This window comes from Mycolicibacterium neoaurum, assembly GCF_036946495.1.
Taxonomy (GTDB): Bacteria; Actinomycetota; Actinomycetes; order Mycobacteriales; family Mycobacteriaceae; genus Mycobacterium; species Mycobacterium neoaurum_B.
This window is the reverse complement of the sequence record NZ_JAQIIX010000002.1, coordinates 2086548-2100277: the sequence shown is the minus strand read 5'-3', so window position 1 is coordinate 2100277 and position 13730 is coordinate 2086548. Positions and strand designations below refer to the sequence as shown.

General features: G+C 67.0%; 12 protein-coding genes. 4 read left to right on the top strand and 8 right to left on the bottom strand.

Annotation, left to right across the window (positions count from 1 at the left end; genetic code table 11):
- Nucleotides 1-33 precede the first annotated feature (33 nt).
- Entirely contained in the window at nt 34-774 is a 741-nt protein-coding gene (locus PGN27_RS15380) for an ABC transporter permease (RefSeq protein WP_335328739.1), read from the top strand.
- On the opposite strand, the gene PGN27_RS15375 is transcribed toward PGN27_RS15380, so the two are convergent.
- Nucleotides 771-2033, bottom strand: a complete 1263-nt coding sequence (locus tag PGN27_RS15375; RefSeq protein ID WP_335326893.1) for a maltokinase N-terminal cap-like domain-containing protein — start codon at nt 2031-2033, stop codon at nt 771-773. The genes PGN27_RS15380 and PGN27_RS15375 overlap by 4 nt on opposite strands.
- Before the next feature lie 107 nt (nt 2034-2140).
- Here PGN27_RS15375 and PGN27_RS15370 point away from each other — a divergent pair, with 107 nt between their 5' ends.
- Nucleotides 2141-2944 carry a HugZ family pyridoxamine 5'-phosphate oxidase gene (locus PGN27_RS15370; RefSeq protein WP_335326892.1) on the top strand — a complete coding sequence of 268 codons (804 nt, stop codon included), beginning with the start codon at nt 2141-2143 and terminating at the stop codon, nt 2942-2944.
- Between the two features lie 43 nt (nt 2945-2987).
- The gene (locus PGN27_RS15365) at nt 2988-3554 is read left to right on the top strand and encodes an orotate phosphoribosyltransferase (protein WP_335326891.1); all 567 of its coding nucleotides are present in this window, start codon (nt 2988-2990) and stop codon (nt 3552-3554) included.
- Between the two features lie 22 nt (nt 3555-3576).
- Here the strand turns inward: PGN27_RS15365 and PGN27_RS15360 are convergent, their stop codons facing one another.
- The 4 genes from PGN27_RS15360 to PGN27_RS15345 are packed head-to-tail and all read right to left on the bottom strand — an operon-like array spanning nt 3577 to nt 7336.
- A complete protein-coding gene (locus tag PGN27_RS15360) occupies nt 3577-4608 on the bottom strand; it encodes an ABC transporter ATP-binding protein (RefSeq protein ID WP_335326890.1) in 1032 nt (343 codons plus the stop codon).
- Nucleotides 4605-5372, bottom strand: a complete 768-nt coding sequence (locus tag PGN27_RS15355; protein WP_335326889.1) for an ABC transporter permease — start codon at nt 5370-5372, stop codon at nt 4605-4607. Before PGN27_RS15355 ends, PGN27_RS15360 begins: the two co-directional genes overlap by 4 nt.
- The gene (locus PGN27_RS15350; protein WP_335326888.1) at nt 5369-6211 is read right to left on the bottom strand and encodes an ABC transporter permease; all 843 of its coding nucleotides are present in this window, start codon (nt 6209-6211) and stop codon (nt 5369-5371) included. The genes PGN27_RS15355 and PGN27_RS15350 overlap by 4 nt, the downstream gene beginning before the upstream one ends.
- Nucleotides 6212-6214: 3 nt before the next feature.
- A complete protein-coding gene (locus tag PGN27_RS15345) occupies nt 6215-7336 on the bottom strand; it encodes an ABC transporter substrate-binding protein (protein WP_335326887.1) in 1122 nt (373 codons plus the stop codon).
- 95 nt (nt 7337-7431) lie between these two features.
- Between PGN27_RS15345 and PGN27_RS15340 the strand changes: the two genes are divergently transcribed.
- On the top strand, nt 7432-7833 hold the full coding sequence (locus PGN27_RS15340) for a TIGR03668 family PPOX class F420-dependent oxidoreductase (RefSeq protein ID WP_335326886.1): 402 nt from the start codon (nt 7432-7434) through the stop codon (nt 7831-7833).
- Here the strand turns inward: PGN27_RS15340 and car are convergent, their stop codons facing one another.
- The 3 genes from car to PGN27_RS15325 form a co-directional block, all read right to left on the bottom strand.
- The gene (car, locus tag PGN27_RS15335; RefSeq protein ID WP_335326885.1) at nt 7834-11283 is read right to left on the bottom strand and encodes a carboxylic acid reductase; all 3450 of its coding nucleotides are present in this window, start codon (nt 11281-11283) and stop codon (nt 7834-7836) included. It lies immediately after the preceding gene.
- A gap of 145 nt (nt 11284-11428) precedes the next feature.
- Complete coding sequence (locus tag PGN27_RS15330) at nt 11429-12316, bottom strand: DMT family transporter (protein ID WP_335326884.1); 888 nt, start codon at nt 12314-12316, stop codon at nt 11429-11431.
- A gap of 64 nt (nt 12317-12380) precedes the next feature.
- Nucleotides 12381-13667, bottom strand: coding sequence for a PE-PPE domain-containing protein (locus tag PGN27_RS15325; RefSeq protein ID WP_335326883.1), 1287 nt, complete (start codon nt 13665-13667; stop codon nt 12381-12383).
- Between the last annotated feature and the right edge of the window lie 63 nt (nt 13668-13730).

The window sequence follows — 13730 nt, the reverse complement described above, 5'->3', positions numbered from 1 at the left end:
GGCTGGCGCCGGATACCCGGAATCGGCTCGCGGATGGGCGCATTCGCCCTCGTCGAGGTGCAGAAGCTGCGGCACGACCGCACCGAGCTGTTCACCCGGATGGTGCAGCCCGCCCTGTGGCTGATCATCTTCGGGCAGACCTTCAATCGGCTCGGCGTGATCGACACCGGCGACGTGCCGTATCTGGCGTTCCTGGCACCGGGGATCATCGCGCAGTCGGCACTGTTCATCTCGATCTTCTATGGCATCCAGATCATCTGGGACCGCGATGCGGGCATCCTGGCCAAACTGATGGTCACTCCGGCGCCACCGTCGGCCCTGATCACCGGGAAGGCGTTCGCCGCCGGGGTGCGTTCGGTGGTGCAGGTCATCGGTGTCGTGGCGCTGGCGTATGTCATCGGCGTGCACATGACGGTGAACCCGTTGCGCATCCTCGGCGCGATGGCGGTCGTGATGCTCGGCTCGGCGTTCTTCGCCTGCCTGTCGATGTCGCTGGCCGGGCTGGTGCGCAACCGGGACCGGCTGATGGGCATCGGCCAGGCCATCACCATGCCGCTGTTCTTCGCCTCCAATGCGCTGTACCCGGTGGAGGTCATGCCCCAGTGGCTACGTTGGCTGTCGGCGGTCAATCCCCTGAGTTATGAAGTGAATGCACTGCGCGGCCTGCTGATCGGAACGCCCACCAATGCGGCGTTGGACATCGCGGTGCTGGTCGGGTCGGCGGCGCTCGGAGTGGTCACCGCATCGGCGCTGCTGCGCCGGCTGGTGCGTTAGTTGCCCAGCAACCGGTCCAGTGCACCCAGCGGGATCGGCAGCCAGGTCGGGCGATAACGCGACTCGTAGCCCACTTCATAGACGGCCTTGTCCAGCTCGTAGGCCAGCAGTACACCGGCCGAATCCCACGGATTGAGTCCGCCGACGGAGGCGTAGCCGTCGCAGAAAGCCTTGCGGTTCGCTTGCACCCACTCGCGGGCGGCCGCCTCCAGGTCGGCGTCCTGTACCGTCAGCAACCGTTGCGAGGCAACGTAATCGTAGGAGCGCAACATGCCCGCGACATCGCGCAGCGGGGAGTCCGGGCGACGGCGCTCGGCCAGCGGCTGGCCGGGTTCACCCTCGAAGTCGATGATCAGCCACCCGGTGGGGGTGTGCAACACCTGGCCCAGGTGCAAGTCGCCATGGACGCGCTGTTCCGGGGTCGGCTCGTCGGCGACCTGTCGATAGCACTGCTCGATCTGCGCAAGGCGTGCGGCAACCTGCGGCACCGACGCCGCCACCGACCGGGCCCGCTCGATCAGCGCCTGCGCGGGGAACGCCGTCATCCGGCTGCCGAGGGTCTCGGCCAGGGACAGGTGCACCGAGGCCACCGCCTCGCCGAGCAGATGTGACTCGTGCCCGAAATCAGCCTCGGCCGAACGCAAATCCTCGGTACGCCGCTCGGCCACCGACCACCCGTCCGATGATCCCTTGGCGAAGGCACTCACCATACCCAATGTGTATTGTTCGCCATCCCAAGCGATTTCATAGGATCCGAGCAGTGGGGTGATATGCGGATTGCCTGACAGTGCCCGGGTCAGCTCGATATCGGGGTTGACGCCGGGGGTCAGCCTGCGGAATGCCTTCATGATGGCGTGGTCGCCGAACACGATGCTGGTGTTCGACTGTTCGGCACCCATGCTGCGCACCGGTGTCACCGGACCCCACTGAGCGTCGGGCTCGGCCAGGAAAGTGATTGGGCCGATCGAGGCGGATTCCTCGATGAGACCCAGCAGTCGGCCGGCCACTTCGGGATCGGTGAGGGCGTCATACCCGGTGCGGCCGGCATCGGTGCCGATCACGGTGTGCTCGGCACCGCTGTCCCAGCGGACGACCACCTGATATCGGTCGACAGAGCCGTCGGCGTAGTCGACCTCGAGTAGGACCAGGTCCAGGTCCTCGCCGAGTGGCACCGCCGTCGGGCGGACATCGGTCAGATCGCGGCCGCGCCCGCCGTACCACCGTTGTCGGGGTAGCCACTGGGCGAACGGGTTGGTCATCGCTTCTCCAACGTAGTCGCGGGGCGGCCCGGATGCCGTCCCCTTCCACCCTCGTACCCGACTGTGCGTCCACGTACACCCGGCCGGCCTTTCGGTATGGTGCCGCTATGGCTGATCTGCGCGACCATGGCGATCCGGGGGATGCCCCGTCGATCCCGCCACCGACGGCCCCGGTGAGCGACGCCACCCGTCCGTCGGCTGCGGAGGAGGCGCGCACCATCGCGGCGTCCACCAACACCGCAACACTGGCCACCCTGACCGCCGAAGGTGATCCGTGGGCATCCTTCGTCACCTACGGTCTGCACGAGGGCGCACCGGTGCTGTGCGTGTCCAACCTCGCCGAACACGGCCGCAACCTCGCCGGTGACCAGCGGGCGAGTATTGCCATCGTGGCGCCGGAGGCCCCGGACGATCCGCTGGCATCGGGTCGCATCACGCTGGCCGGTGTGGTCACCCGGCCCACCGGCGCCGCGCTGGACGCCGCCCGGCAGGCCCACCTCGACGCGGTACCCGCCGCCAAGTACTACATCGACTACAGCGATTTCACGTTGTGGGTGCTCGATGTGCAGCGCGTGCGCTGGGTCGGTGGTTACGGCCGGATGGATTCCACCACCGGGGCGGATTACACCGCCGCCGCACCCGACCCCGTCGCGCCGCACGCCGCGGGCGCCATCGCCCACCTCAACGCCGACCACGCCGATGCGCTGACGGCCATGGCCCGTGCCCTCGGCGGATATCCCGATGCCACCGCCGCGACCTGCACCGGGGCCGACCGATACGGCCTCGACTTGCGGGTGGACACACCCCGCGGCATCGCCTACACCAGGGCCGGTTACCTCAAGCCCATCGATGCCATCGGCGAGTTGCGTGCGGCCGCAGTGGAATTGACGCGCCGGGCTCAGCGGGCCTGAGCCGTTCTCCCACCGCACCGGCGCGGTGCAATACGATCGCCGTATGCAACGTCCGGACAGCTGGCAGGCCGCCTTCGATCTCATTCGCACCCGAGCCCACGAGCGGCGCGAGGAGCCGTTCAAGCTGGTGAGCGGCCAGCTGAGCCACGACTACATCGACGGCAAGCACGCCATCGACAACGGTGAGCGGCTCACCACCGTCAGCCGTGCCGTCGCCGACCTGGCAGCCGCGCACGGTATCGAGTTCGACGCGGTCGGCGGACTGACGATGGGTGCCGATCCGCTGGCCCACGGCATCGCGATGGTCACCGGAGCGGCCTGGTTCTCGGTCCGCAAGGAACAGAAACAACGCGGCCGCGAGCAGTGGATCGAGGGCACCCGCCTCTCCCCAGGTGACCGGGTTCTGCTGGTCGACGATGTGATCAGCACCGGCGGATCGACCAAGAAGGCCTATGACCGCGTGTTGGAGGTCGGGGTGATGGTCACCGGGGTGATCCCGATGGTCGATCGCGGTGATGTCGCGGCTGACCTGTTCGGCGGTCTCGGGGTGCCCTTCGCGGCGCTGGTCACCTACCGGGATCTGGGTATCGACCCGGTCAAGGCCGTCTGACCCGCGGCCTACCCTTAGGCCCCTACCCTTCGATGACGAGCACGCCGCCCGGCTCAAGCCCCACGGTGACCCGATCGCCCGGCGCGAAAGCCCGTGCCGCCGAACTGTTCATCTGGGCATAGAGCGCCGCACCGTCTGCCAATGTCACGCTGACCCGCGATATCGCGCCGAGGAACGCCACCGCGACCACCGTCGCCTCACCCGCCGGATCGGCCTGCACGGTCACCGACTCAGGGCGCACCATCGCCACACCCGTTCCGTCCACCGATCCGGGCAGCGCGGGGACCTTCACGCCGAGCAAGCCGGCCGTGCCACCGGACACCGTGGCGGCCACCTTGTTGCTGAGCCCGACGAAATCCGCGACGAACGGGGTCGCCGGGTGGGCGTACAGCTCGGCCGGGGCGGCGAGTTGCTCCAGGCGACCTGCGTTCATCACGCCGACCCGGTCGGCGACGGCGAGCGCCTCCTCCTGATCGTGGGTGACGAACAGCGTCGTCGTCCCCACCTCCAGCTGCACCCGGCGAATCTCATCACGCAGCTGCGTGCGCACCTTGGCGTCCAGCGCCGAGAGCGGCTCATCGAGCAGCAGCACCCGCGGACGCACCGCCAGCGCACGGGCCAGCGCCACCCGTTGCTGCTGACCGCCGGACAGCTCGTCGGCATAGCGTCCCGACTGGGCTGACAGCCCGACCAGCTCCAGCATTTCGGCCGCCCGCGAACGTCGTTCGACGGCGCCCACCCCGCGCATCTTCAGACCGAAGGCGACGTTGTCGAGCACCGTCAGATGCGGGAACAGGCTGTAGGCCTGGAAAACCATCCCCATATCGCGCTTGTTCGCCGGGACCCTGCTGATATCGCGGCCGTCGATGAGCACCTTTCCCGACGTCGCCTCCTCGAGGCCGGCCAGGATGCGCATCGCGGTGGTTTTGCCACACCCCGACGGCCCGAGCAGGGCCACCAGCTCCCCCGGTTCGATCCGCAGATTCAGCCCGTCCAGGGCGCGGACCGACCCGAAAGTGCGTGTGAGTTCCTGCAATTCAACAGCCACACTCATGAGCGTCCGCGCCGCCTCTTCCGTCCGGTCAGCAGCGACAGCCCCAACAGCAGTCCGAAGCCGAAGATCAACGTGGCCAGCGATGCCGCCACCGATGTCGGGCCGTCACTTCGGCCGAGTTCCACGATCTGCACCGGCAGCGTCTGGAATCCGGATAGTGAGGCCACGGTGTACTCGCCGAGCACCACGGCGATCGAGATGAAGGCCGCCGACAGGATGCCGGTGCCGATATTGGGCACGATGACCCGCACGATCGTCGACGTCCAGCCGGCCCCCAACGACCGGGCCGCCTCCGACAACGTCGGCAGGTCGATCGCCGACAGCGCCGAATCCAGCGCCCGGTAGGCGAACGGCAGCACCAGCACGATGTAGACGAAGGTCAGCGTCAGCGCCGACTCACCGAGCAGGTAGGTCACCCACAGGTACACATTGCGCAGACCGACGACCACCACCAGCGCGGGAATCGTCAACGGCAGCAGGCACAGGAACTCCACCAACCGATTCGCCCACGGTGCGCGCAGCCGAACCCAGACCATGGTGGGGACCAGCAGTGCCAGCATGGCCGTCACGGTCAGCACCGCGAGCAACAGCGAGGTGACGATCGCGGTCAACAGGGCCTCGTCGGTAACCAGATTCGCCCACGCCGCCATGGTGCGGCCGCCACCGAACGGGTCACGGGTCGCGAAATCGGCCATCGCATAGAGCGGGAACAGAAAGAAGGCACCAAAGCCCAACCACAGCACGACGCGCACGAGTCGGGTCATCGCAACCACCGGGCGGTCCTGCGCACCAACAGGTTGTAGGCGATCATCACGACGGCGACCACCACGACCATCTCCAACGCGAGCGCGTAGGCCAGCCCGGCCTGCCCGAGCACCACCTCACTGGTCAACGCCACCCGGATCAACAGCGGCACAATCGGACTGCCCTGACTGACCAACGCCGCCGCGGTCGCATACGCGGCGAAGGCGTTGGCGAACAACAGCAGCGTCGAGCCCAGGAAGGCCGGCGTCAACAGCGGCAACGCCACCTCGCGCCAGTACTGCCAGGTGCTCGCCCCCAGGCTCACCGCGGCCTCACGCCACTGCGCACGGAGTCCCTCCAGGGCGGGCAGGAACACGATGACCATCAGCGGGATCTGGAAGTAGGTGTAGACCAGGATCAAGCCCGGCAGGCTGTACAACCAAGCCCCCGGCGCGATGTTCACACTCAGCAGGTGCTGTAACCACAGGGTGAGCACGCCGTTGATGCCGACCGTGGCCAGGAATGCGAAAGCCAGTGCCACGCCTCCGAACTGGGCCAGCACGCTGCTCAGCGCCAGGACGGCGCGCCGGATCAACGAGCGCGGCGGACTGCTCAGGATCAGCCAGGCCAGCACCGCCCCGCCGAACGCACCGATCAGTGCGCTCACACCCGAGAGCACCAGGCTGCGCACCAGCGCGGTCAACGGTGCCTGACCGAACAGTGCGCCGACCAGTTCCAAGGAGAACCTGCCGTCCACGACGAAGGCGTTGACGATGACCGTCACGGTCGGGATGAGCAGGAAGACCGTGACCACTGCCAGGAACGGCAGCAGCGGCAGGGCCTGGCGGAGATACCGCACTTCTCAGCCGATGGCCTTGGCCCAGTTGGCTTCCAGATACTTCGTCGCCGCCTCGTTCTGCTCGACGCTGACGAAGGTGGCCGCACCGTCGACCGGCGGGAGGGTGCCATAGGTTTCGCGGTCGATGGTGCCGTGGGTGACCATCCAGTCCGCGCGAACCGGCCGTGCTCCACCGGCGAGGTACAGGTTCTGCCCCTCGTCGCTGTACAGGAACTCCTGCCACAACCGTGCCGCCGCGGGATGCGGCGCATCTTTGTTGATGGCCTGGAAGTAGTAGCCCGCCACGGCCGCGTTGGGCGGGATGACGACCTTCCAGCCCGGAACCTTCTTGGACTGTGCGACATTGAGGTAGTCCCAATCCAGCACCACCGGTGTCTGCCCGGAGGCGATCGTGGCCGGGGTGGGGTCGACGGGTAGGAAGTTGCCCGCCTCGTTGAGTTTCCGGAAGAACTCCACACCGGGGGCGATGTCATCGGGTGATCCGCCCTGTGACACGGCGACCATCATCACACCGGAGAATGCGGCCCCGGCCTGGGTCGGGTCACCGTTGAGAGCCACCTTGCCGGCGAACTCGGGCTTGAGCAGATCGTCGACACCGACGATGGTGGGTACCTTGGTGGAGTCGTAGCCGATGGACATGTAGCCGCCGTAGTCGTTGACCCACAGACCGTCCGGATGCTTGAAGGAGTCCGAGATCTCGGCGAAGTGCTCGACCTTGTACGGCGCGAACTTGTCGGTGTTGGCCAAGGCCACCGACTGCCCGAGATCGAAGACATCCGGTGCGGTGCTGCGGCCCTTCTGCTGTTCGGCGGCGTTGATCTCCTCCTGGCTGCTGGCGCCGGGTTGGGCCGAATTCACCTTGATGCCGTACTTGTCACCGAAGGTCTTGATGATCTGACCGTAGTTGGCCCAGTCGTCGGGCAGGGCGATGACGTTGAGTTCGCCCTCGGCCTTGGCCGCCTCGACCAGACCGTCCATACCGCCGAAATCGGCTGCCGAGGTGGCGGTGCGGGCATCGCTTCCACCGCCGTCGGTGGCCTGGTCCTTCTCCGGTGGTGCGCAGGCGACCAACCCGGCGGCCAGGAGCACAGCCACAGCAGTGGGACCGAACATCGAAATCCTCATGCGCGAACCTTCCGATGGGCAGACGACCAGTTGGTGTCGGTGAGCTGACATCTCGGTGAACGAGGTCCGACGCTACCGGGTTCTACCATCGAAGAATGGCTGAACCTGCCGAACTGTTCTCGGCTGCACCCGTCGCCGCCCTGTCCACCGCCGACGATCATGGGGTCCCGCATCTGGTTCCGGTGGTGTTCGCCGTCGACGGCGACACGGTGTACACGGCGGTCGACGCCAAGCGGAAGTCGACGCAGCGTCTGCGCAGATTGGCCAATATCGAGGTGAACCCGCGAGTGAGCCTGCTGGTCGATCATTACGACGACGACTGGTCGCAGCTGTGGTGGGTGCGCGCCGACGGCACGGCCACCGTGCATCACGACGGCGAACAGATGGCCATCGGATACGGGCTGCTCCGCGCGAAGTACACCCAGTACGAGCGCACCGCACTCGACGGCCCAGTGGTGGCGATCAAAGTCCACCACTGGGCCGCCTGGCAGGCCTGATTACAGCAGGCCGAGCAGCTGCAGGTCGGTGATGTACTTGACGATCACGTCCTTGCTGACATGCGGAATATCCTTGTCCGGACCGATTTTCGCCTCCTGCACCGCGGTGCGGAACACATCGGTGGGTGCCATGGCACCGTTCACCGGCAGGCCCGGGGTGGTGTAGTTGTGCAGAAGCGGCAGCAGTGAGGCCTGCCGTTGCCGGTCCGGCAACGTCCGCAAGGTGGCACCGAACTGCTCGAACCACGCCTGGTAGTCGTCGATGTGACGGATCGGGTGTCCCGCCTCGATGAGCCAGTCGACGAACTCGTCGAGGCCGAGGCCGTCATCGTGCGGGTTCATCACGTGGTAGGTCTCGAACCCGTCGGTGACACCGGCGCCAAGGGTCGAGATGGCTTCTGCGATGAACTCGACCGGCAGGCCGTCATAGTGACTGCGCTGCCGATTACCCTGGGCGTCAAGCTGATTGAACGACTTCGGGGCGATGCCGGTGGCCACCAGGCTGAGCATCATCCTGGTGAACATGTCCGGCAGGTTGAGCTGACCGGCGTAGCTGGTGTCGGCAAGGATCATGTCGCAGCGGAACACCGAGACCGGGAGCCCGAACTGCTCGTGCGCCTCGCGGAGCAGCACCTCGCCCGCCCACTTGCTGGCCCCGTATCCGTTGGCATAGCTGTCGTCGAGCACCCGGGTGGCGCTGATCTCGCGGATGTCGGCGTCTTCGACGAACCGTCCCGGCTCGATGCCGGCCCCGACACCGATGGTCGAGACGTAGACGAACGGTTTGATCCGGCTGGTCAACGCGACGCGGATCAGCTCAGCGGTGCCAAGGGCATTGGGCCCGAACAGTTCGCTGTAGGGCAGCACGTGGTTCACCAGGGCCGCCGGGTCCACGATCAGGTCGACCGTGTCGGCCAGCCGCTGCCAGGTCTGCCGGTCCAACCCGAGATCGTGCTCACCCTTGTCGCCGGCGAGCACCTCCAGGTGCTTGTCTGCCAGTTCCCGATAGTGCGCAACAAGTTTCGGGTCGCCGGTGTCGAATGTGGCATCCAGTCGGGCGCGTGCCTCGGCATCGGAGCGGGCCCGCACCAGGGCGATCACCTTGCCGTCGACCAGGTCCATCCGCTCCAGCCATTCCAGGGCCAGGTAGCGGCCGAGGAATCCGGTGGCGCCGGTCAGCAGGACGGTGCGCACATTGGTCGCCGGTGCACCGAGATCACCCGCGGCTGCCAGTGTCTCGGCATCGATGAACTTGTCGAGTGTCAGGTCGGCGGCGCGGGCGACCGTGGCATCCTTGCCGTGCACGGACGCGAAGCTCGGCCGCAGGCCCGTACCGGACCGCTGCGTCTCGATATGCGCGGCGATCGAGGCCAGATCCGCTGTCGGACCCACGATCACACTGACCGGCACCTCGACATCGAAGATATCGGCGAGCAGGTTGCCGAATGTCAACGCCGACAACGAGTCACCACCGAGATCGGTGAAATGCACGTCGGGTGCGATATCGGAGCTGGCGGCACCGAGCAGTGCCGCAGCGGCACGGCCCACGGTCTCCAGCACCGGCGCGTCCGCACCGGCGGCCCGCAGCGCCTGCAGTTCACCCGCCTGACCATCGGCCAGATCGGTGTAGAGCTGCTCCAGCTCGGCGCCGTAACGCTCCTTCAGCTTCGGCCATGCCAGCTTCTTGATGCCGGTCAGCAGCCCGTTCTCGGTACTGAACGGGGTGGTCTCGACCAGGAAGTCGCGCGGGAGCTCGTAGCTCTGCAGATCGGCCTTGCGGGCCGCCGTTTTCAGCGAATCCGCGATCTCGCCCTTGGTGGCGTTGGGGTCGGTGGGCACGACCACGGCCAGCAGGTAAGGGCGGGCACTGTTGCCGTAGATGTAGATCTGGTGCACCAACGGCGCGGTGTTGAACACCGCTTCCAACTTGGAGACGGTGACGAACTCGCCCTGCGACAGCTTGAGCACATTGTTGCGTCGGTCGATGTAGGCGACCTGATCGGGACCGAGCTCGGCGACGATGTCACCGGTCCGGTAGAAACCGTCCTCGTCGAACACCGACGCCGTGACCTCTGGCCGCTTGTAGTAGCCGGGGAACAGCTGCTCGGAACGGATCAGCAGCTCGCCGCGCGGATGCGGCACATCGGTCGAGTAATAGCCCAGTTCGGGAACATCGATCAGCTTGTACTCCAGCACCGGCGGCCGGCTGATCTGACCGTCGACGAAGACCGCCCCTGCCTCGGTCGAGCCGTAGCCCTCGACCAGGTGCAGATCCAGCAGCCGCTCGACCCACGCCTTGAGTTCGGGGGAGATCGGCGCCGATCCGGTCAGCGCGCTGACGTAACGGCCACCCAGCAGATTGGTCCGCATATCGTCGAGGATGCCGGCCTCGGAGCCGCCGTGGGCGGCGCGGCTCTGAAAGTCCTGGAACAGCATGTCCCACACCCGGGGGACGAAGTTGAGCTGCGTCGGCCGGGTCAGGGCCAGATCTTCCAGGAGGGTGGACAGATCGGCACGAGCGGCGAAGTTGACCACGCCGCCGCTGGCCAGCGATGCGTACAGGATGCCGCGTCCCATGACGTGGCTCATCGGCATGAAGCTCAACACGATCGCCGGAACGTGACCCTGGCGGGCATCCCAGTGCGAATTGTCGGCCGGACGCCAGATATCGGCGACCTTGCTCTCGGGGTACATGGCGCCCTTGGGTGCGCCGGTGCTACCGGAGGTGTAGATCAACAGTGCCAGCGGATCACCCTCTTGCGGCGGAATCGCGACGTCGGCACGCTCGGCCCCAGCGGCGATCACCTCGTCGAGGGTCGCCAGGGTCTGGCCGTCGAGCCGGGTCTTGGCGGCGGCGATGGCCTCGCGATCGTCGTCGACGGCGGGGTTCTGGTCGAAGACCACCACGGCCTGGACACCGGACTCGAGCGCCAGCGTCACGGCGTCGTCGAGGTGGTTCACATCGGAGGCGATCAGCGCCGGTTCGGTCTCGGCGACGATCGGAGCCAAAGCGGCGGCGGTCGCACTGGTCTGCAGCGGGACCGAGACCGCCCCGAGCTGGGTCAGGGCGATGTCGATGACCGTGAAGTCGACGCTGCCGAAACCGAGGATGGCAACCCGGTCACCCGGGCGCACGGTATCGGACCACGCGTTGGCGACGGCACGAACCCGGTCCCACAGCTGGCCGTAGGTGATGGTCTCGAAGTGGCCCAGCAGCTCGGTACGGGTGCGGCCGGTGGCATCGTCGGTGACCAGTTGGACGGCACGGCTGCCGAGCGCGGGCCGGTCTGCGTATCCGGTCAGGACGGTGCGGACGATCTCGGGCAGGCGCATCCCGGGTGCGGCGACGGCGTCGGCGATGGCGGGGTCGGGTGCCGTGGCGGCGAACTCGGGATCGGTGGCGTAGAGGTCGGCCAGGCGCTGCTGGTCATCAAGATTTTCGGCGAACATCACACTTCCTCGGATCTACTCACGACGTATGGCAACGGCCGGGGACCTCGTCGTCCTCACCGACCACCGCGTACAACGTTAGCAAAACTAAAGATATGCCCCACCGTCTCAACCTGCGGGTTTCCTGACAAAACGCTGGACGCTATCAGGATCGGTGTGACTGGGCTTCCAACCGCTCCTCGTAGGCGCCCTCGTCACGACCCAGCGCGATGGTGGCCGCGGTCATGGCCAGGACGGCGACGGTCAGCACCACCGTCTCCCAGCAATTCGCGTTGAGTGTCTCGCCGAGGAGGAACACGCCGAACAGCACCGCGGCGATCGGTTCGACCACGACCATGGTCGGCACCGACGTCTGCAACGATCCGGCGTGGAATGCCGACTGCTGCAGCAGCGTGGCGAACACTCCCAGCGCGACAAGGGCATAGGGCACCGGCGTCGCCAACACCGCAGCGGCACTTCCGCGGTCCAGCATGAACATCAGGATTTTGGTCAACACGGCGACCAGACCGAACATCACACCGACCGCGACCGCCAGTGGCACGGCACGCTTCCATCCGGCATGGCGCACCGCGAACAGCACGCACCCGATCACCAGCACCGAGCAGGCGGCGATGACGGCGGCAACCGTCGGTGCCGGAGCCACCTGTTCGTTGACCCGTGGATGTGCCAACGGCACGAACACCGCCAGTGATGCAGTGAGCAGCAGCGCCCACATCCAGGCGCCGCGCGTCACCCGCCGGTGCGCCAACCGCGCGCTGAGGGGGAGCGCGAACAACAGCGCCGACACCAGCAGGGGTTGGACGACGATGAGCGATCCGTTGTCCAGCGCCAACGCCTGGAAGACAAAGCCCGCCACGGCCGCCGCCGTCCCGGCCCACCAGAGCGGACGCCGCAACAGGGTCGCGAACATGACGGTGCTGACACCGTGTTCCTCGGGTACGTCGAGGGTGGCACGCTGACGTACCACGATGCCGATGGCGGCGAAAATGGCTGCGCACAACGCGAACACGACGACGAGCAGCTGGTCGATCACCGGCGCGGCCTCATCGTCACGCCACCACCCTAGGTGGTGGCGACCGCCGGCGCCGGGGCCGCTGCTAGTGCTCTTCGGTCGACGGCTCCGGTGCCGTGTCCGCACCCGATGGCCCGCTCGATGAGTCCCCGCCCGGCGCCTCGAGCACGACCGGACCCGGCGTGGCATCGGTGTGTTCGGGTTCTTCCGGCGTGCGCACCTCGATACCGCGATCCCCCGCGTGATCCGTGTCGTGAGGATCGGGGCCTGTCGGGTCCGCCAGGTCGGTGTCATCGAGCGATTCGGTATCGCGGGCGGTCGTGTTCACCCGCGCACCGAACCCGGCACGCAGCCGACCGGTCTGCTCGATGATCGGGGCCGGCGAATTCACGGCGGTGGCATCGGCCACCGGCTCGGGTTCGGGCTCGGGCGTTACCGGCGCCGGCTGCGCAGAACCCTGTGGCCCGAAGATCGCGCCGAGTGGCGGAAGCAGCTGGGCTCCGGTCGGTTTGCTGTAGTCGGACCGGTCGTAGCCGAGTTCGACCAGTGCCCGTAGCGGCCGCTCGACCGCGTCGAGCAGCACGTCCGGCAGTAGGCCGCGAAGAGGCATCAGCAGCGGCAGGCGTTCGGTCGGGATCAAGTAGTAGGTGGTGTCACCGTGCTGCTGGTAGTAGCGCGGGTCACCGGTGTCGATGCTCGACAGCGCGGTCGCATCGAGATCCTGGGTTCCGCCGTGCAGATAGATGATGCCGAGGATCGCGTTGGCGGTGGCCAGCAGGTTCAGCGGATAGGTCGGGAAGTCCGCCCACCCGTCGTACTGGCGGGCGATGTCGACAGTGGATCCGGCTCCCGGCAGCGGGTCTCGCACCACCGGCGTCGGACCGCTGAAGGTGATGTCCAGCAGCGGCACGTACAAACCGCCGAACCGGGCCATGATCCCGCCGTTGGGCCGGCCTGGATTCTCGACGAGGACGTAGTTGACGCCGTTGGCCAGATGGCCGCCCTTGTAGGCAGAGGCGACCACGGCACCCTGCGAGTAGCCGAAGACCGTGTCACCGGCGACGGGCTGCTCGCCGAGGTTGGCCAATCCGCGGCCGACCGAGGTGTTCCAGGTTGGGTCCTGCAGGCCACCGGAGGAGAACGGACCGATGGCCGCGGGGTAGTCCACCTGCCGAAAATCACCCGGCGGGCCCAGTCCTGCGCCGGAGCGCATATCGGTGACGAAATCCTGCGGTGACTGGTGCCCGGTGGTGTTACCGATCCGGGTGCCCTCAAGGTAGTAGGTGCTGGCCGCCAGCACCGGGGCCGCCGGCGACAGTCCGACCGCAAGGGTCAACGCCGAAGCGAGGCCCACGACACGTGTTCTGGACAACCCGGCTCCGCTCGCTCGGAACAACCATTTCGCCGGATGCTACTCCGAGAAAGTTTGCTGAGC

What these genes read in the sequence shown, in the direction of transcription:
- PGN27_RS15380 (WP_335328739.1), top strand. Translation starts at nt 34, where the DNA reads ATGGGCGCATTCGCCCTCGTCGAGGTGCAGAAGCTGCGGCACGACCGC.
- PGN27_RS15375 (WP_335326893.1), bottom strand. Translation starts at nt 2,033, where the DNA reads ATGACCAACCCGTTCGCCCAGTGGCTACCCCGACAACGGTGGTACGGC.
- PGN27_RS15370 (WP_335326892.1), top strand. Translation starts at nt 2,141, where the DNA reads ATGGCTGATCTGCGCGACCATGGCGATCCGGGGGATGCCCCGTCGATC.
- PGN27_RS15365 (WP_335326891.1), top strand. Translation starts at nt 2,988, where the DNA reads ATGCAACGTCCGGACAGCTGGCAGGCCGCCTTCGATCTCATTCGCACC.
- PGN27_RS15360 (WP_335326890.1), bottom strand. Translation starts at nt 4,608, where the DNA reads ATGAGTGTGGCTGTTGAATTGCAGGAACTCACACGCACTTTCGGGTCG.
- PGN27_RS15355 (WP_335326889.1), bottom strand. Translation starts at nt 5,372, where the DNA reads ATGACCCGACTCGTGCGCGTCGTGCTGTGGTTGGGCTTTGGTGCCTTC.
- PGN27_RS15345 (WP_335326887.1), bottom strand. Translation starts at nt 7,336, where the DNA reads ATGAGGATTTCGATGTTCGGTCCCACTGCTGTGGCTGTGCTCCTGGCC.
- PGN27_RS15340 (WP_335326886.1), top strand. Translation starts at nt 7,432, where the DNA reads ATGGCTGAACCTGCCGAACTGTTCTCGGCTGCACCCGTCGCCGCCCTG.
- car (WP_335326885.1), bottom strand. Translation starts at nt 11,283, where the DNA reads ATGTTCGCCGAAAATCTTGATGACCAGCAGCGCCTGGCCGACCTCTAC.